The sequence below is a fragment of the Bradyrhizobium sp. LTSP885 genome, assembly GCF_000938305.1.
Taxonomy (GTDB): domain Bacteria; phylum Pseudomonadota; class Alphaproteobacteria; order Rhizobiales; family Xanthobacteraceae; genus Bradyrhizobium.
The window spans coordinates 142,235-160,408 of record NZ_JYMT01000031.1; the positions used below are offsets into that span (position 1 = coordinate 142,235).

The 18,174-nt window shown below is 64.2% G+C and carries 15 protein-coding genes; 4 read left to right on the forward strand and 11 right to left on the reverse strand.

What is annotated here, in order from left to right; genetic code table 11:
- Positions 1–79: 79 nt before the first annotated feature.
- Genes UP09_RS19290 through UP09_RS19315 form a run of 6 tightly spaced genes read right to left on the reverse strand, consistent with a single transcriptional unit; the run spans position 80 to position 6,992 of the window.
- Positions 80–505: a ribulose bisphosphate carboxylase small subunit gene (locus tag UP09_RS19290; protein WP_044539841.1), complete on the reverse strand. Its 426-nt coding sequence runs from the start codon at positions 503–505 to the stop codon at positions 80–82.
- A gap of 12 nt (positions 506–517) precedes the next feature.
- Positions 518–1,981 (reverse strand): form I ribulose bisphosphate carboxylase large subunit, encoded by a 1,464-nt coding sequence (locus UP09_RS19295; protein ID WP_044539842.1) that lies wholly within the window; start codon positions 1,979–1,981, stop codon positions 518–520.
- A 33-nt stretch (positions 1,982–2,014) separates the two neighbouring features.
- Positions 2,015–3,097 carry a class II fructose-bisphosphate aldolase gene (fba, locus tag UP09_RS19300; RefSeq protein WP_044539843.1) on the reverse strand — a complete coding sequence of 361 codons (1,083 nt, stop codon included), beginning with the start codon at positions 3,095–3,097 and terminating at the stop codon, positions 2,015–2,017.
- A 15-nt stretch (positions 3,098–3,112) separates the two neighbouring features.
- A complete protein-coding gene (gene tkt, locus UP09_RS19305; protein WP_044539844.1) occupies positions 3,113–5,128 on the reverse strand; it encodes a transketolase in 2,016 nt (671 codons plus the stop codon).
- Positions 5,125–6,000: a phosphoribulokinase gene (locus UP09_RS19310; protein WP_044539845.1), complete on the reverse strand. Its 876-nt coding sequence runs from the start codon at positions 5,998–6,000 to the stop codon at positions 5,125–5,127. Before UP09_RS19310 ends, tkt begins: the two co-directional genes overlap by 4 nt.
- Before the next feature lie 11 nt (positions 6,001–6,011).
- Entirely contained in the window at positions 6,012–6,992 is a 981-nt protein-coding gene (locus UP09_RS19315; RefSeq protein WP_044539958.1) for a class 1 fructose-bisphosphatase, read from the reverse strand.
- Between the two features lie 208 nt (positions 6,993–7,200).
- On the opposite strand from UP09_RS19315, the gene UP09_RS19320 reads away from it, so the two are divergent.
- Entirely contained in the window at positions 7,201–8,127 is a 927-nt protein-coding gene (locus UP09_RS19320) for a LysR family transcriptional regulator (RefSeq protein WP_044539959.1), read from the forward strand.
- On the opposite strand, the gene UP09_RS19325 is transcribed toward UP09_RS19320, so the two are convergent.
- Genes UP09_RS19325 through UP09_RS19335 form a run of 3 tightly spaced genes read right to left on the reverse strand, consistent with a single transcriptional unit; the run spans position 8,124 to position 11,674 of the window.
- The gene (locus UP09_RS19325) at positions 8,124–8,318 is read right to left on the reverse strand and encodes a hypothetical protein (RefSeq protein WP_044539846.1); all 195 of its coding nucleotides are present in this window, start codon (positions 8,316–8,318) and stop codon (positions 8,124–8,126) included. The genes UP09_RS19320 and UP09_RS19325 overlap by 4 nt on opposite strands.
- A complete protein-coding gene (locus UP09_RS19330) occupies positions 8,315–9,442 on the reverse strand; it encodes a PepSY-associated TM helix domain-containing protein (RefSeq protein WP_044539847.1) in 1,128 nt (375 codons plus the stop codon). The genes UP09_RS19325 and UP09_RS19330 overlap by 4 nt, the downstream gene beginning before the upstream one ends.
- Before the next feature lie 30 nt (positions 9,443–9,472).
- Positions 9,473–11,674 carry a TonB-dependent siderophore receptor gene (locus tag UP09_RS19335; protein ID WP_502689064.1) on the reverse strand — a complete coding sequence of 734 codons (2,202 nt, stop codon included), beginning with the start codon at positions 11,672–11,674 and terminating at the stop codon, positions 9,473–9,475.
- 664 nt (positions 11,675–12,338) lie between these two features.
- On the opposite strand from UP09_RS19335, the gene UP09_RS19340 reads away from it, so the two are divergent.
- Positions 12,339–14,033: an ATP-binding protein gene (locus UP09_RS19340; RefSeq protein WP_156164672.1), complete on the forward strand. Its 1,695-nt coding sequence runs from the start codon at positions 12,339–12,341 to the stop codon at positions 14,031–14,033.
- A 16-nt stretch (positions 14,034–14,049) separates the two neighbouring features.
- On the opposite strand, the gene UP09_RS19345 is transcribed toward UP09_RS19340, so the two are convergent.
- Together UP09_RS19345 and UP09_RS19350 are read right to left on the reverse strand one after the other, a co-directional pair.
- A complete protein-coding gene (locus UP09_RS19345; protein WP_044539849.1) occupies positions 14,050–14,472 on the reverse strand; it encodes a DUF6841 family protein in 423 nt (140 codons plus the stop codon).
- Positions 14,472–15,185 carry a TetR/AcrR family transcriptional regulator gene (locus UP09_RS19350; protein WP_044539850.1) on the reverse strand — a complete coding sequence of 238 codons (714 nt, stop codon included), beginning with the start codon at positions 15,183–15,185 and terminating at the stop codon, positions 14,472–14,474. The genes UP09_RS19345 and UP09_RS19350 overlap by 1 nt, the downstream gene beginning before the upstream one ends.
- Before the next feature lie 162 nt (positions 15,186–15,347).
- On the opposite strand from UP09_RS19350, the gene UP09_RS19355 reads away from it, so the two are divergent.
- Together UP09_RS19355 and UP09_RS19360 are read left to right on the forward strand one after the other, a co-directional pair.
- Positions 15,348–16,538 carry an HlyD family secretion protein gene (locus tag UP09_RS19355; protein ID WP_044539851.1) on the forward strand — a complete coding sequence of 397 codons (1,191 nt, stop codon included), beginning with the start codon at positions 15,348–15,350 and terminating at the stop codon, positions 16,536–16,538.
- A 22-nt stretch (positions 16,539–16,560) separates the two neighbouring features.
- On the forward strand, positions 16,561–18,174 hold the full coding sequence (locus UP09_RS19360) for a DHA2 family efflux MFS transporter permease subunit (RefSeq protein WP_044539852.1): 1,614 nt from the start codon (positions 16,561–16,563) through the stop codon (positions 18,172–18,174).

The following is an 18,174-nucleotide window of genomic DNA, read 5'->3' on the forward strand; positions in this document are numbered from 1 at the left end:
GCGGGGCCGCGACGACGGAGAAGTGCATCCGGACCAAGGCGGTCGAGGGAGCAACCCGCCTGGCTTCAACCGGACGCGGTCAACGATCTCTGTAGCGCTCACCCTCCGGCCGCGTGGCTGCATAGGCGTGTGTCGAATAGCGGATGTTGCGCCCGACGGATTCCTGACGGTCGAGCCGGAACCCAGGCTCTTCCTGCGGCCGATTGACGATGAAGGAGATGCGGACGGATTCCCAGCCAGAGCTGGAATCGAAACCGGAAATCCGGATGTAACTGTTACCATAGACGCGCCGGCAATCGGCGAGCTCCTTCATGATCCCTGCGGCATCGCGCAGGTCGAACATCGGCAGCCCCCACATCTCCCAATAGGTATTGCGGGGATGCGGATCGTCGGTGAACTCGATGTTCACCGCCCAACCCTTGTCGAGGCAATATTGCACCTGCGCCGCGATCTGTTCGTCGGTGAGATCGGGGAGGAACGAGAAGCAGCCTTGGGTCATGCGCATGAGAACCTCCTGTCAGACGGCCATGCTTGGCGTTGGAACGAAGTCGGGTGCGTCAGTCGACTCGTAGTTGAAGGTGACGTCCTTCCAAACGTCGAGCGCCTCGCGGAGCGGCGTGCAGGTCAGCGCGGCCTTCGCGAGGATTTCCGGCCCTTCATGGACGTAGTCGCGTCCTCCGTTGCGGGCGAGGATCATGGCCTCCAGCGCGACGCGGTTGGCGATGGCGCCGGCCTGGATGCCGCGAGGATGGCCGATGGTGCCGCCGCCGAACTGCAGCACGACGTCCTCGCCCAGGAGATCAAGCAGCTGGTGCATCTGGCCGGCATGGATGCCGCCGGAAGCCACTGGCATCAGCTTGTTGAGGCTCGCCCAGTTCTGATCGAAGAACACGCCATGTTCGAGCTGCATCGGATTGAAGTCCTCGCGGCAGATGTCGTAGTAGCCGCGCGTCGTGTTCGGATCGCCCTCGAGCTTGCCGACCACCGTGCCGGCATGGATGTGATCGACGCCGGCCAGCCGCATCCACTTCGCGATGACGCGGAACGAGACGCCGTGGCTGCGCTGCCGCGTATAGGTCGAATGACCGGCGCGGTGCAGATGCAGGATCATGTTGTTGCGGCGCGCCCACTTCGCCATCGACTGGATCGCGGTGTAGCCGATCACGAGATCGATCATCACGATGGAGGAGCCGAGCTCGTGCGCAAACTCGGCACGTTCATACATGTCCTCCATCGTGGCCGCCGTCACATTGAGATACGTTCCCTTGATCTCGCCGGTCGCGGCCTGTGCACGGTTGACCGCCTCCATGCAGTAGAGAAAGCGTTCGCGCCAATGCATGAAGGGCTGCGAGTTGATGTTCTCGTCGTCCTTGGTGAAGTCGAGTCCACCTTTCAGCGCCTCGTAGACGACGCGGCCATAGTTGCGGCCGGACAGCCCGAGCTTCGGCTTCACGGTGGCGCCAAGCAACGGACGGCCGAACTTGTCGAGCCGTTCGCGCTCGACGACGATGCCGGTCGCCGGGCCCTGGAACGTCTTCACATAGGCCACCGGCAGCCGCATGTCCTCGAGCCGCAGCGCCTTCAGCGGCTTGAAGCCGAACACGTTGCCGATGATCGACGCCGTCAGGTTCGCAATCGAGCCTGGCTCGAACAGATCGAGGTCGTAGGCGATATAAGCAAAGTAGCTGCCCGGCGAATTCGGCACCGGATCGACGCGATAGCACTTCGCCCGATATTTTTCCGCGGCGGTCAGGCGGTCGGTCCACACCACAGTCCAGGTTGCGGTCGAGGATTCGCCCGCGACCGCGGCGCAGGCCTCGGTCGGATCGACGCCATCCTGCGGCGTGACGCGGAACAGCGCGATGACGTCGGTGTCCTTGGGCTCATAATCCGGCTCCCAATAGCCCATCCGCTTGTATTCCATCACGCCGGACTTGTAGCGATCCTTGCCGCGCACCGTGATCGATTGCTGGATATTCATGTGATCCTCCTGAGAATGTCGTCGCCGCGTCGCTCACGCGGCCTGAGTTATGCTTCCAATCTGTGGGTCGAGCGCGCCGGCACGGTAACGCCGCGCCATCTCCGACAGCGGAACCACCTTGATCTTTCCGGCATTGCCGGCCGTGCCGAACTGCTCGAACCGGTCCCGGCAGAGCTCGCGCAGCGCATCCATCGCGGGCTTGAGGAATTTGCGCGGGTCGAACTCGCTCCTCGACTGGGTCGCAACCTTGCGGAAGGCCGCGGCCATCGCGAGCCGGCAATCGGTATCGATATTGACCTTGCGCACGCCGTGCCTGATGCCGCGGACGATCTCCTCGACCGGCACGCCCCAGGTCTGCGGCATCTCGCCGCCGAACGCGTTGAACATGTCCTGCAACGGCTGCGGCACCGACGACGAGCCGTGCATCACCAGATGCGTGTTGGGCAGCCGGGCATGGATCTCTTCGACGACGCGCATCGCCAGGATCTCGCCGTCGGGCCGGCGGGTGAACTTGTAGGCGCCGTGCGAGGTGCCCATCGCGATCGCAAGTGCATCGACTTTGGTCGCGCGGACGAAGTCGACGGCCTGGTCGGGATCGGTCAGAAGCTGGTCTTGGCTGAGCTGGCCTTCTGCGCCGTGACCGTCCTCCTGCTCGCCGCCGCCATGCTCGAGCGAGCCGAGCACACCGAGCTCGCCTTCAACCGATGCGCCGATCCAATGCGCCATCTCGGCGACGCGGCGGGTGATATCGACGTTGTAGTCATAATCCGCCGCGGTCCTCGCGTCGGCCTTGAGCGAGCCGTCCATCATGACCGAGGTAAAGCCGTATCGGATCGCGGTAGCGCAGCTCGATTCCTCGTTGCCATGGTCGAGATGCAGGCAGAGCGGGATCTGCGGATACATCTCCTCCAGCGCATCGATCATCTTCGCCAGCATGATGTCGCCCGTGTAAGCGCGCGCACCGCGCGAGGCCTGCATGATGACGGGCGCATCGCAGGCCGCCGCCGCCTCCATGATGGCGAGGCCCTGTTCCATGTTGTTGATGTTGAAGGCCGGCACGCCGTAGCCGCGCTCGGCGGCATGATCCAGCAATTGCCTCAGACTTATCCGCGCCATGACTGCTTGCTCCTTTCAAATCGATCGACGGGTCACACGCTTCGCCGCCGCGGCGACGGCCGCAGGCGTGATGGCGAATTCGCGGTAGAGAATTTCGGCCGGCGCCGAGGCGCCGAAGCCGGTCATGCCAATGAACTCGCCGTCGTCGCCGAGCCAGCGCGCCCATTCGCCTTCGACCGCAGCCTCGACGCCGACGCGCGGGGCCGCGCCAAGCACCCTGGCGCGATAGTTGCGTGGTTGCTGGCGGAACAGGTCGAAGCACGGCGCGGAGACGACCGCGGCCCGTATGCCGTCCTCGGCCAGCATTTGTGCGGCCTCCAGCGCGATGGACACTTCGGACCCGCTGGCGACCAGCGTGACGTCGCGCCCTCCCTCCGGCTCGATGACGACATAGGCGCCGAGCGCAACCTGATTGACCTGGGTTGCGCCGTCACGGAACGTCGGCAGCGCCTGCCGCGACAGGCAGAGGATCGACGGCGCGGTCTCGCTCTTGAGCGCGCAGTCCCAGGCTTCCGCCGTCTCGACCGCATCGGCCGGACGAAACACCAGCAGATTCGGGATCGCCCGCAGCGCAGCCAGATGCTCGACCGGCTGATGCGTCGGCCCGTCCTCTCCGAGCCCAATCGAGTCATGGGTCATGACGTGGATCACGCGAATGCCCATCAATGCCGCGAGCCGGATCGCGGGGCGGCTGTAGTCGGCGAAGGTCAGGAACGTGCCGCCGTAGGGGATGAACCCGCCATGCAGGGCGATGCCGTTCATCGCCGCCGCCATGCCGTGCTCGCGAATGCCATAATGGATGTAGCTGCCGTTAAGCGATTCCGGCCGCACCGGAACTTGCGTCTTTGCCAGCGTGAGATTGGAGTGCGTGAGGTCGGCCGAGCCGCCGAGCAGGTTCGGCAAGGCTTCCGCGATGACGTCGATCACCTGCTGCGAGGCCTGGCGGGTCGCGAGCTTCGGTCGTTCGGTCGCGAAACGCTCCCTCAGCCTCGCCATCGCCTCGGCATAGGCACAGGGCAGTTTTCGGTTCAGCGCATCATGGAACGGAGATCGCTCGCCGTTGCACGTCCGTCGCGAGCGCTCGATCCAGGCGCGACGTGCGTCGCGGCCGCGCGCACCGATTTCGCGCCACTCGGCGAGCACTGGATCCGGCACCTCGAACACCGGATACGGCCAGCCCAGCGCAGCGCGGGTCTTCTGGGCCTCGTCAGCCCCGAGCGGCGCACCATGGACCTTCTCGCTGCCTTGCCGGTTCGGCGCACCGAACCCGATCACGGTGCGGCAAGCGATCAGCGACGGACGATCGCTCGTTTTCGCCTGCCTGATCGCCGCAGTGATGGCTTGCGGATCGTGGCCGTCGATGCTGCAGACGTTCCAGCCGCTCGCCTTGAATCGCGCCGCCTGGTCATCGGAGCAGGACAAGGAGGTCGCGCCGTCGATCGAGATCCGGTTGTCGTCGAACAGCACGATCAGCCGGTTGAGCCGCAGATGACCGGCAAGCGAGATCGCCTCGTGGCTGAGACCTTCCATCAGGCAGCCGTCGCCGGCAATCACGTAGGTGAAGTGATCGACGAGATCGTCGCCGAAGCGCGCGTTCATCAGCCGCTCGGCCAGCGCCATGCCGACTGCGGTTGCAATCCCCTGCCCGAGCGGCCCGGTCGTCGTCTCCACACCCGGCGTATGGCCGTATTCGGGATGCCCGGGGGTCGTCGATCCCCACTGCCTGAACGCCTTGAGCTGATCGAGCGTCATGGCCTCGTAGCCGGTCAGATGGAGCAGCGCGTAGAGCAGCATCGAGCCGTGGCCGGCCGAGAGCACGAAGCGGTCGCGGTCTGGCCAGGCCGGATCGGCCGGATCGAACTTCAGGAAACGCGAGAACAGAACGGTCGCGACATCGGCCATGCCCATTGGCATGCCGGGATGGCCGGATTTCGCCTGCTCCACGGCATCGATGACGAGGAAGCGGATGGCATTGGCCATCTCGGCATGGCTGACGTCGGTGCGGCTGGCCAGGGACGCAAGTGCGGTCATATCGTTCGCCTCTTTCGTTCGATCAGTTGCAGGATCAACGGGGTCAGGATCAGCTGCATCGCAAGGTCGAGCTTCGCGCCATGAACAACGATCGAGTTGGCACGCGACATGAAGCTGTGCGGGATCATCGACAGCAGATACGGAAAATCGATGCCGCGCGGGTTCTTCAGCCGGATCACCACCATCGATTCATCGGGGGTCGGGATCCAGCGCGCGATGAACGGGTTCGAGGTGTCGACGGTCGGCACGCGCTGGAAGTTGATGTCGGTCTCGCTGAACTGCGGACAGATGTAGTTCACGTAATCGGGCATGCGCCGCAGGATGGTGTCGGTCACCGCCTCCGTGGAATAGCCGCGATGGCTGCGGTCGCGATGCAGCTTCTGGATCCATTCGAGATTGATCACCGGCACGACGCCGATCTTGAGATCGGCATGCTGGGCGACATTCACCGTGTCGGTGACGACGGCGCCGTGCAGGCCTTCGTAGAACAGGAGATCGGAGGCGTCTTGCAACGCTTCCCATTCGGTGAAGGTGCCGGGCTTCGCGCCATAGAGCCGCGACTCCTCCTCATCATGCACATAGTGCCGCGTCGTTCCGGTGCCGGTCTCGGCATAATCGCGGAACAGCCGCTCGAGCTCCTCGAGCAGATTGGTCTCGGGGCTGAAATGGCTGAAATGCTTGTTGCCGCGCTCGGCCTTCTCCGACATCTTGCTGCGCATCTCGGCGCGGTCGTAGCGATGAAACGCATCGCCCTCGATATAGGCCGCAACCACGTTCTCGCGGCGGAAGATGTTCTCAAACGTCTTCTTCACCGACGTCGTACCGGCGCCGGAAGAGCCCGTGATCGATATGATGGGATGTCGGCGTGACATACGATTCCCTCTCAGCGGAACAGGCCGCGCCGCGCGAACAGCGGGGCATCGCTGCTCTCGAACAACGGCTCGACGGTCTGGTGGATCGCATCGACATCGCGCACGGCGCGCATCGATCCCATGATCAGTGGCACGCGCTGATGCGGTGTGCGCGCCGACAATTCGAGAATCCGCGTCCGGCCATTCGAGGCCGCGCCGCCCGCCCATTCCATGATCAGCGCGATCGGATGGGCTTCGTACAGCAGCCGCAACCGGCCTTCGCGATAACCCTGGCGCGCATCCGCCGGATACAGGAACACGCCGCCACGGATCAGGATGCGATAGGCTTCGGCCACCAGCGAGCCGATCCAGCGCATGTTGAAATCCTGCCCGCGCTCACCATTGACGCCGGCAAGGCACTCGTCGACGTAGCCGCGCACCGCGCCGCTCCAATGCCGGCGGTTGGAGGCATTGATCGCGAACTCCGGCGTATCCGGCGGCACCTGAAGGTCTCGCCCGGTCAGGACGAATTCGCCCGCTCGCGGATCGAGCGTGAAGCAATCGACGCACTGGTCGAGCGCCAGCACCAGGATGGTCTGCGGGCCATAGATGAAGCAGCCGGCCGCACACTGCGCCGTGCCGGGCTCGAAGAATGTCGAGATGATGTCGTACCCTTTCGGCCGGATCGAGAAGATCGTGCCGACCGAGATATTGTTCTCGAGATTGGCCGAGCCATCGAGCGGATCGATCGCAACACAGAGCGGCGCATCGAGATCGAGCGTCTCGGGCAGTTCCGCCTCCTCGGACAGCACCGCGGCAACCGGCGCGGTCCGCAACGCCTCGCGCATCAGGCGGTCGGCAACAATGTCGATCGTCTTCTGCCGGTCGCCGTCCGGATTGATCCCGCCGCTTTCACCGCCGATGCCGGCAAGCGAACCGGCGGCGATGATGCGCGCGAGTTCCACCGCCGCGCGGGCAAGCGCCTCGACCACCGCAACGGTCGCCGCACGCATCGGGTTGTGCTGCGTCGGCCATTCCAGATAGGCATGCAATGCAGGACGAATGTCCACGGGCCTCTCCCTTTGATCACGCCCTCTTTGCCGAGGCTTCGATCGACGACCCAACCGGGAGTCGCCGTCGCCAGCATCAACACCCGAATTGCATAATTAGGGAAATTTCATTATCTTTGGTCTCGCCAAAGTATTTCTTATGGGGCTTTCGATGGCCGGCCACTTCTCGCGGGACCTCACCATCCGTCAGCTGCGCGCGCTGTCCGCGGTGCACGAGGCCGGCTCGGTTACCTCGGCGGCCAATCGCCTCAACCTCACCCAGCCGGCGGTGACGTTGCAGCTCCGCAATCTGCAGGCGCTCGCAGGGCTTCCGTTGATCCAGCGCACCGGCGACGGCATGGCATTGACGGATGCCGGCGCCCACGTGCTGGCACTGGTCGAGCGGATCGAGGCGGCGCTGAAGGATTGCGAGCAATCGCTCGACCTGATCGCGGGCCGCAGCGGCGGCCGCGTCTCGATGGGCGCGGTCTCTACGGCAAAGTATTTCGTGCCGTTCGCGATCGCGGCGTTCTCACGCCGCTTCCCCAAGATCGAGGTCATGCTCAGGATCGGCAACCGCGAGGAGATCCGCGACGCGCTGCGAGGCTACGATCTCGATATCGCGGTGATGGGTGCGCCGCCGGCCGATGTCGAGGTCGAGATGCGTCCGCTCGGCCGGCATCCGCACTACATCGTCGCCGCGGCCGATCACCGGCTGGCACGACGGCGGCACGTCGAAATATCCGACCTTGCGGGCGAAACCTTCATCACCCGCGAACAGGGATCCGGCACCCGGATGCTGATGGAGCAGTTCTTCCAGCGGGTCGGGCTGACGCCGAAGATCGGCATGGCGATGGACAGCAACGAGACCATCAAGCAGGCTGTCATGGCCGGGCTCGGCATCGCCTTCATCTCCCAGCACACCGTGTTTCACGAACTGGAGGACGGCCGTCTCGTGGTGCTCAAGGTGAAAGGATTGCCCATCGTCCGGCAGTGGCACGCGATCCGCCGCGCCGACAAGGTTCTGCTGCCTCCGGCGCAGGCCATGCTGGATTTCCTCGGCAAGGAGGGCTGGCGCTATCTGCCGAACACGCGTTAGCGAAACCGCAGGCGCAGCCACGCCCACGCGACGATAGCCGCCGGCGAAGCGACCGTCAGCCAGGAGAAATAGCGGCCGACATCGCCGAGCAGCAACGCGGCAAGCAGGCCGCCCATCGTCAGCACGGCGGCGACGATCGGCGCACCAAACACGTGGGTCCAGCGCTGCGGTCGGTCGGTGCCGGCCTTCATCGCGCGAACACGGCCTGGCTGGTCGCCGCCACGCGTCCTCGCTTTCGCCGGCGCGCCAGCCAGAGATAGAGCCCGCTGCAGATCACGATGATCGTCAGCACGTCGAGAACAGCCCAGATGATCTTGAGCGGGATACCGCCATAGTCTCCGAAATGCAGCGGCTGCGAAATCAAGAGTGCCTGCAGATAGGTCGGCAACGCCCTTGTGTCAGAGACCTCGCCGGTCTCGCCATCGAGCAGCACCGGCTTCAAGAGCCGCGACGTCAGCGGCGTGTCACCGCGCATGAAGACCGCATAATGATGCGACGAGGTGAACGGCGTTCCCGGATAGGCCACGAAGGCCACGTCCATGCCTGGCGCGGCCTGCTTTGCCTGCATCACCACCCGATCCAGCGGCGCCAACTGCACCGGCGGCGGCTTGCCGGCATAGGGCTTCACCATTTCGGCAAGCTCGGTCGCCTTCCATTGATTCAGCAACAGATCGGCCCAGGTGTTGACCACGCCGGTGAGGCCGACCACCAGCGCCCAGACGATCGTCACCACGCCGATCAGATTGTGCCAGTCGAGCCACGCGACGCGGCGCGCGGAGTGGTTGCGGATGGTGGCAAAGCGCAGCCGGCGGGTGAACGGCCAATACAGCACCACGCCCGAGACGATCGCGACAGCGAACAGAAGGCCCATCGCGCCGAGGAACAGCTTGCCGGCTTGGCCCGCGAACATGTCGGTGTGCAGCTTCAGCACGATCAGCATCGGACCGACGCCGACCAGTCCGAGCGGCTTCGCCGTCACCGCATCGAAGGCACGCACCGTCGTGTCGTCGGGCTTGCCGTCTGCCGCATTGTTGGTGAACGCCATGACGATTCCGGGCTCGTCCTTGTCCCACGACACGTATTGCATCACCCGCCCAGGATCGGCGGCGAGCGCGGCCTGCACGATCTGCTGCGCCGGCAGCGGCGGCCGTCCGCCCGCGGCCTCCGGCTGCGGCGCATAGCCGAGCGCCTCGTCGATCTCATGATGGAAGATCAACGGCAGCCCGGTGAGGCAGAGCAACAGCAGGAATACGGTCGAGATCAGGCTGGTCCAGGTATGGACCAGTGACCAGACCCTGACGGTCCGCGCCTTCAGCTGCCGCTCCCCATCAGTTTTGCCTCCCCATCACCACTTGTAGCCAAGGCTGGCGGTGACACGACGACGATCGCCGTAGAAGCAGGCCGTCGTCCCCGAGCAACTCGCGACATAGATGGTGTCGGCGATGTTGATCACGTTCAGCGCCGCGCGCCAGCCCTGCCATTCGTAATGGATAGCGGCGTCGCCGAGCACCACCGATGGCACCCCGAGCGTGTTCGCCTGGTCGGCAAAGGACGAGCCGATATAGCGCACGCCGCCGCCGAAGCCGAAGCCGGTCAGCGGACCCTGCTGGAAGGTGTAGTCGCCCCAGATCGATGCCATCTGCTGCGGCGTGTTGGTCGGCGTCAACCCGACCAGGGCCGGGTTGAGATCCTTGCTGGTGAACAGACTATAGGCCGTGAGGGCGCCAATGACCTTCAACCCGGGCAAGGGATTCGCAACCGCTTCAACCTCGAAGCCGCGCGAGGTGACCTCGCCGGTCTGGTTCTGCAGCAGCGGGTTGTTCGGATCGGTCGTCAGCGCGTTCTGACGTTTCAGGTCGAACCAGGCAAAGGTGATATGGCCATCGAAGCCATTCGGCTGGACCTTGACGCCAACCTCGGACTGCTGCCCGGTCTCGGGCAACAACAACTGGTTCGCAGCATTGAGGCCGATCACCGGATTGTAGCTCGTCGCGTAGGAGACGTAGGGCGCGACGCCGTTGTCGAAATTGTAGATCAACCCGGCGCGGCCGCTGAACTTGCTGTCTTCGCGATTGGTGAGCGTGACGCCGCTCGGCCGATCATCCTGGCTGGTCGACACCCAATCGTTGCGACCACTCAGGACCAGCGTGAAACGGCCCAGCTTCATCTGGTCCTGCACGTAGGTGCCAAGCTGCTCCTGCTTGATCACGAAATTGCGGAAAGGCGTGGTCGTGAACGGCAGGCTTCCCAAGCCATAAACCGGATTGAACGCGTTGATCGACGGCGTCGTGCCGAACTGGAAGATCTGGTAGTCGTCGATCCGGTAATCCTTCAGGTCGACGCCGAACAGCATCGTGTGTTTGACCGGGCCGGTATCGAAGCGATATTCGAGTTGACTATCGAGATCGGCCTGATTGGCCGTGTCCTTCGCATACCAATTGTAGCGCCCGAGGTCACCGGTGGCCAAGTTGGTGTAGCCGTTGCCGATCAGGCCCCGATAGGTGACGTCGACATGGGCGAAGCGGGCATTCTGGCGGAAGGTGACGTTGTCGGAGAGATTGCGCTCGAACTGATAACCGAGCATCTCCTGCTCGCGCGTGAAGGTGTCGATCGAGGGATCGCCGACGAACAGGCTGGTCGGAATCCGCCCGAATGGCGCGTTGGTGACGGTGCCGACATAAGGCAGGAAATTGATGCCGCGCGTCTCGTTCCGCGACGCGGACGCGAGCACCGTGAAGGTGGTGTCGATGTCCGGCTTGTAGGTCACCGATGGCGCAATGGCGTAATTGTTGTTGGGCGTGAAGTCGACCTGGGTGCCGCCATTTTGGACCTGCCCCACCACGCGGTAGAACAGCTTGCCGTCCTGCGGCTGCGTCGCGACCGGTCCACCGATGTCGAAGCCGACATAGGCATTGCCGAAATTGTTGACGCCGGCCTCGATGTAGCGGATCGGCTCCTCCGGCGGCATCTTGCTGATGGCGTTGACGATGCCGCTTGGGCTGGAGCCGCCATACAGCACCGCCGAAGGACCGCGCAGCACCTCGACACGCTCGAGATTGAACGGCTGCAGCTTCCAGCTCGCGTAGGACGTGTAGAAAAGCTGGAGCCCGTCGAGGAAGAGGCCGACGTCGTCGGACTTGAAGCCGCGGATCAGGAACCAGTCGTTGCGGGTGTCGGCGCCGAAGGTGCCGGCGAGCACGCCCGGCGCGTAGCGCAGGATTTCGTCGAATTTGCCGGGCTTCTGATCGCGGATCTGCTCACTGCCAACCACCGACACCGACTGCGGCGTCTCCATGATCGGCGTGTTGGTCTTGGTTCCAGACGAACTGCGGTTCGCGACATAGCCCTGGATCGGACCGCGCGGGCTCTCGACAAAGCCGACATTGCGAACCGGCGGAGGTTTTCGCGACGAGGCCGGCTGCGCGGTCCGCTGAACGCGCCGCTGCGGTCCAGTGGTCGCCCGCCGCCGCGCCTCGGGAGACGCAACCACCACCGGCGGCAGCGCCTGCGCGCCTGACTGCGGCGGCGACGTCGTCGACTGGGCCAAGGATGAATGCGGCAGCAATGCCAACGCGGATGCGGTCGCCGACGCGGCGATCCGCAATAGACGTAGATGATTCAACGCGCTCTACCCCAATTGCAACGGAGTCCCTGTCACGCCTTTGTGTTTGACGTGCCGTTGCCGGGACGCTTACGCGAGGGATGAAGATTTCTCTAATAGAAGCCCTCTTAGAGACTCTCTTAGAGAGCCTCGAATTCTGCGCGCATGCCGTGCCGTGGCGCTCATGTTCTCACATCGCGGTTGCTGCGCAGGATAACGTGCCGGAATTCCCCCCGATCGAATGTACACGGAGACACAAACAGCAACACCGGGTCTTCGATGGCCACCCATCGACGCGACTCTATGTCACCCTCACGCGAACGTCGTAGGAAGCGATTCGCCTCGAGATGGCGACGCCGAAAGGTCCGAACGCCATGGTTGGCCCGTTGTCGTCGCGTGTGCCCATAGCAAAGTGGCATTCGCGGAGAACTTGCGCGCGGGGTAGCCGTTAACCTTTCCAAATCGTGTGAGAAAAGCCTGCGAGACCGCGCGTTGATACATGGCAACCATTGCGCTTCGTCAAGACGCGTGCCACATTTTTGGCAACGATCAACGCGCCGTCGGACATGCTCCTGCGAAGGAGGATCAACTGCACAGCCCAACCCCGCCCATGCCTGACTTCAAGGCGTTGTTCGAGGCGGCTCCAGGGCTCTATCTGGTGCTGACGGCACCCGACTTTCGCATCGTGGCGGTGAGCGACGCCTATCTGCGCGCCACCAAGACCGAGCGCGCCGCGATCCTCGGGCACGGACTGTTCGAGATATTCCCTGACAATCCCGACGATCCGGCTGCCGACGGGGTGCGGAACCTGCGGGCCTCGCTTGAACGCGTGGTCCAGTTCCGGCGGCCCGATACGATGCCGGTCCAGAAGTACGACATCCGCAAGCCCGAAGCCGAGGGCGGCGGCTTCGAGGAGCGGTTCTGGAGCCCGCGCAATTCACCGGTATTGGGACCGGGCGGACAGTTCAGCTACATCATCCACCGGGTCGAGGACGTCACCGAATTCATCCAGCTGAAGCAGCGCGGCGCCGAACAGGACAGGCTGGCAGACCGGCTGCGCGAGCGCACCGAGCAGATGGAAGCCGAAATCTTCATGCGGGCCCGCGAGGTCGAGGCCGCCAAGGAGCAGCTCGAAGCCGAGCAGAAGCTGCGCCAGGTGCAGAAGATGGAAGCGGTCGGATACCTCACCGGCGGCATCGCGCATGACTTCAACAATATCCTGACTGTTATCACCGGCCTGATCGACATCCTTGCCGACGCGGTCGCGCACGATCCGAATTTGACGTCCGTCACCAACATGATCGGCGATGCGGCCGCACGCGGCGCCGAGGTCACAAAACACCTGCTTGCCTTCTCGCGACAGCAGCCGCTGCAACCGCGCGAGGCCGATCTCAACACGCTGGTGCAGGACACCGCGCGGCTGCTGCGCCCCTCGCTCGGCGAGCAGATCGAAATCGAAACGTCGCTCGAGGGCGATGCATGGCCGGCCTTCATCGATCCCAACCACCTGTCGACGGCGCTGCTCAATCTCGCGCTCAACGCGCGCGACGCGATGCCCGATGGCGGCAAGCTGATGCTTGAGACCAGCAACGTCATCCTCGACGAGACCTATGCCGCCGCCAATGTGGATGTGAGGCCGGGTGAATATGTCATGGTCGCGGTCAGCGACACCGGCGCCGGGATCCCCGAGGCCATCAGAGAAAAGGTGTTCGAGCCGTTCTTCACCACCAAGGATACCGGCAAGGGAACCGGCCTTGGCCTCAGCATGGTCTACGGCTTCGTCAAGCAGTCCAACGGGCACCTCAAGATCTATTCCGAAGAGGGTCACGGTACCTCGATCAAGCTCTATCTGCCGCGCAGCAGCGGCGACATCATTGACGTCGAGCCGCCTCCCCTCGTCGACGCCCGCGGCGGCAACGAATCGATCCTGGTCGTCGAGGACGACTCGCTGGTTCGCAACTATGTCAGTGCGCAGCTTGCGCAGCTCGGCTATCACACGATGGTCACTGCCAACGGCCCCGAGGCATTGGCTGCGGTCGACAAGGGATTTGTTTGCGACGTGCTGTTCACTGATGTCATCATGTCCGGCGGCATGAACGGCCGGCAGGTGGCGGATGCGATTCTGGCGAAGCACCCCTCGGTGCGCGTACTCTTCACGTCAGGCTATACCGAAGATGCGATCTTCCATCACGGCCGTCTCGATCCCGGCGTGACGCTGCTGCCAAAACCCTATCGCAAATCCGACCTGGCGCGGATGATCCGCCAGGTCCTGGCCCAGCCTGCTGCGCCACTACCAGGCAAGTGACGGCTCCTGCCTTGGCCTACGGTCCGAAGCTCGATCGGCTCTGGATTTTCCAGGCGCCGCCAAGCTGGCTCAGCACGTAAAGGGAATCATAGACGCCTATCACGGAGCCATCCTCGCGATAGCGCGTGTAACGGAGCGCATAGTGCGCCTTCACCGGTGAGGACTGGACGAGCTTCGTCTCATTCCACGCGCTGTGGTGCCAGCCGTCCTGCTTCCGCAGCCGCTCGAACAGGTCCATCGGATTGCTGCCGGCTTGCTGATAGACGGTGACCGCGCCGCCGGCGATCCGCACATGCGGGAAGTGCATCAGCGTGTCCATGGCCGGTGCGTCGTAGCGATTGAGCGCCGTCATCCAGCGCGTCAGCACGTCCTTGCATTTGGTTTTGTCGTCGCGCGAGATCTCCGCCTCGATCGTGTAGGTCGTGGCCGGTTCAGCCATTATGCGCCTTCGCTCCTCTTGGTGACCTGGTCGGAACGCACCGCACATCCCGACAGGAAGAGCGCCGCACATTTCTTGGCGCGTGCTTCGAGTTCATCGTGCTGCGGCAGCGGCTTGTGCCCGTACCACACATCGCGCTGCGGCTGGAACACGAGCATGCCGAGCAGCATGCCGGCCGCGGACTCGGCGTCGTCGAGCACGATCCGTCCGCGCTTCTGCTGGATGCCCAGCCACGCCGCCAGCGAGCTGACGCTGCGTCGCATCGCCTTCTCGTAGAACATCTCGGCGACCGCAGGGAATTTGTCGCTCTCGGCCAGGATGATGCGTTGCATGGCGATGACGTCGCCATCGAGCACGAGGTCGGCGCAGGCCAACAGCGCCGCCTGCAATGCGGCTTCGATATCGCGCCCGTCGCAGGCGCCGAGATTCACTTTGGAGACGAACCAGTCCATCCGGTCCGTCACCATGGCCTCGAACAGCGCCATCTTGTTTGGGACAAGCCGGTAGAGCGTCTTGGTCGAGACGCCGGCGCGGCAGGCCACGTCGGCGATGTTGGCCGCAGCGAAACCGCGGGCCGCGAACTCCTGCAGCGCAGCATCATAGATGACGGCGCGCGTCTCATCGTCCGAACGCAGCTGTGGCCGACCGCGACCGCGCCGTCCCGTATCAGGAGTGTCGTCCCCGCCGGACTGCTCTTTGCCCTTCACGCCCATGCTGTCTTCCGAGCCATGCTTTTAAATGATGCCTGTCATTCTATTGACAGTCCCAACATAGGCGCTATTTTGGAAAATATCAAGTTTCCTAATTATCCCGAGTGGCCGTCGACCGAGATTGGCGAGGTTTTACAGCGGGATACAGCAACCGGGAGCGCCGCCATGAGCCATCATTCGACGTCATTCAAGGCCGAAAGCCAGGTTCCAGCCGACACCGCCAAGCAATTGGTCGCGAATCCGGAAAGCGCCGCCGCGCCTCCCACGAACGCGAAGGGCAAGCTTCGCCGCCTCCTTCTGGCCGGCGCCGCGGTGGCGGCGCTGGCCGGTGCTGCCTGGTACGGCTGGGATTACTGGACCGTCGGCCGCTTTCTTGTGTCGACCGACGACGCCTATGTGAAAGCCGACAACACGACGATCGCGCCGAAAGTGTCCGGCTATCTCAGTGAGGTGCTGGCGGGCGACAACGAGCATGTGCACGCCGGCCAGGTGCTGGCGCGGATCGACGATCGCGATTTCAGGGTCGCACTCGATCAGGCCAAGGCCGACGTCGCCGCGTCCGAGGCTGCGATCACCAGCAAGCGCGCCCAGCTCGACGTGCAACACTCCGTGATCGAGGCGGCCCGGGCGACGCTCGCGGTCGACGATGCGACGCAGACCTTCGCCGCGCAGGAGAACAAGCGCTACACCGACCTCGCCGGCACCGGCTTCGGCAGCGTCCAGAACGCGCAGCAGGCGCAGTCGCGTCACGCCGGCGCCGAGGCCGCGGTTGCGCGCGACACCGCGAACCTCGCGTCCGCTTTGCACCAGGTGGAATTGCTCAAGGCCGACATCGTCCAGGCCGAAGCGGCGGCTGCTCGGTCGTCCGCGCTGCAGCACCAGGCCGAGCTCAATCTCGGCTACACCACGATATCAGCGCCGATCGACGGCGTCGTCGGCAACCGCACGCTGCGCACCGGCCAGTTCGTGCAGGCCGGCACGCAATTGATGTCGCTGGTGCCGGCCACCGGGGCCTATGTGATTGCCAATTTCAAGGAGACCCAGCTGACCGACGTCCGCAAGGGCCAGTCGGTGGAGATCGCGGTCGATATGTTCCCCGGCCAGGTCGTGCGCGGTCATGTCGACAGTCTTGCACCGGCGAGCGGCCAGGAATTCGCGCTGCTGCCACCGGACAACGCGACCGGCAATTTCACCAAGGTGGTGCAGCGCATTCCCGTGAAGATCGCACTCGACGCCACCCCCGTCGAATTGCGGCCGGGCATGTCCGTGATCCCGACCATCGCGACGCTGTCGCATCCGGCTGACGCCCCGCGCTCCAACACCACGCCGAAGGTTGCTGTCGTCTCGTTCAAATAGGTAATGCCAAATAGGTGATGCCATGTCAGATATCGCCCTCTCATCCCCTGCCGCCTTGCCCCGCGCCACCGCCGTAGCAGTCGACCCGAACCGCGCCAGCCCGGTGGTCTGGATTTCGGTGTTCGCGGCCATGATCGGCGCGTTCATGGCGATCCTCAACATCCAGATCACCAACGCCTCGCTGCTCAATATCGAGGGCGGCATCGGCACCGGCGTCGACAACGGCTCCTGGATCTCGACGTCGTACCTGATCGGCGAGATCGTGGTGATCCCGCTCACCGACTACCTCACCCGGGTGTTCTCCTTCCGCAAGATCATTCTGGTCCACGCCACACTGTTTGCGATCTTCTCGGTGGCCTGTGCCTTCACCCACGATTTGCCATCGATGATCGCGATGCGCGGCCTGCAGGGCTTTTTCGGCGGCGTGCTGATCCCGATGGCCTTCACGCTGGTGTTCACCAAGCTGCCGAAGCCGCAGCAGCCGATCGGACTTGCGATGTTCGCGCTGGCCGTGACCTTTGCCCCGGCCATCGGCCCCACCATCGGCGGCTACCTCACCGAGAACTACGGCTGGCAGACCATCTTCTTCGTCAACGTGATCCCGACCGCGGTGATGGTCGCGACGCTCTATTTCACGATCGAGCGGCAGCCGATGCAGCTCAAGCTGCTCCGCGAAGGCGACTGGCTCGGCATCGTGACGATGGCGATCGGGCTCTCGGCGCTGCAGTCGGTGCTGGAAGAGGGCAACAAGGACGACTGGTTCGGTTCGCCTTTCATCGTCAGGCTCGCGGTGATCGCCGCGGTCAGCCTGACCCTGTTCATCTGGATCGAGCTGGTCGTCGAGAAGCCGCTGATCCGGCTCCGGCTGCTCGCCCAGCGCAGCTTCGGCTTCGGCACCATCTCGGCGGTGTTCGTCGGCTTCGCGCTGTTCGGCTCGGTCTACCTGCTGCCCGCCTATCTCGGCCAGGTGCAGCGCTACAATGCCGAGCAGATCGGCCAGGTGCTGGCCTGGACCGGGCTGCCGCAGTTGATCCTGATCCCGCTGGTCCCGAAGCTGATGCAGCGCTTCGATGCCCGCTTCATCGCCTTCGTCGGCATGATGCTGTTCGCGGTCTCATCCTTCATGAACATCTCGATGTCGCTCGACTATTCCGGCGACCAGTTCTTCGTCCCGAACATCGTCCGCGCCATCGGCCAGGCGCTGATGCTGGCGCCGCTGTCCGCCGTCAGCCTCGGCAGCGTCGCACCGCAGGATGCCGCGGCCGCCTCCGGCATCTCCAACATGATGCGTAACCTCGGCGGCGCGATCGGCACCGCGCTGCTCGCCACCATCGTCACCAAGCGCGAGCAGTTCCACTCCAACATCATCGGCCAGTCCGTCGACCTCGGCCGCGAGGAGGTGCGCAGCCGGATCACCGAGATCACCAACTACTTCCTCAGCCACGGCATCTCCGACCCCGCCACCGCGCATCAACAGGCGATCGTAGCCCTTGGCGGCATCGTCAAGCGCCAGGCGCTGGTGCTTGGCTTTAGCGACACCTTCGCCGTGATCGGCATCGTGCTGGTCTTCGCCGCGATCGCGATCCTGCTCACGGGCAAGCCCAAAGGCAACGCGGGCGGTGGCGCCGCGCACTGA